The 428-nt window shown below is 64.0% G+C and carries 1 pseudogene; it reads left to right on the top strand.

What is annotated here, in order from left to right:
* Nucleotides 1–428 (top strand): annotated as a pseudogene (locus tag HWX25_RS33125) (cobalamin biosynthesis protein CobD); the annotation flags it as partial.

Here is a 428-nt window from a genome sequence, read left to right as displayed (position 1 = left end):
GTCTGGCTGGTGGTGGTGGTGCCCTGGGAGACGGCGGTCGGGCTGGTCTACTTCCTGCTGTTCAAGCTCCGCTTCGCGTTTGCCTTCGTCTGGAACGTGGTGGTGGTCTATTTCACGCTCGGCTTTCGCCAGTTCAGCCATTACTTCACCGACATCCATCTCGCCCTCAACAACGTCGACGTGCCGGTCGGCGAGATCGTCCGTCATACGCTGATCCACGCCGTGGTGGCCTCGCACCGGCACGTGTTCGGCGTGTTCTTCTGGTTCGTGCTGCCCTTCGGCCCGGCCGGCGCGGTGCTGTACCGGATCGCCGAATACCTGTCGCGCAGCTGGTCGGTGCCGACCGACGATCGCACCGAGGCGTTCTCGAATTTCGCGCAGCGCGCCTTCTTCGTGATCGACTGGATTCCCTCGCGGCTGACCGCGCT

Source organism: Burkholderia sp. BCC1640 (assembly GCF_902833125.1).
Lineage (GTDB): Bacteria > Pseudomonadota > Gammaproteobacteria > Burkholderiales > Burkholderiaceae > Burkholderia > Burkholderia diffusa.
Note: the sequence above shows the minus strand (reverse complement) of the source record. Positions and strands in the feature narration are given on the sequence as shown.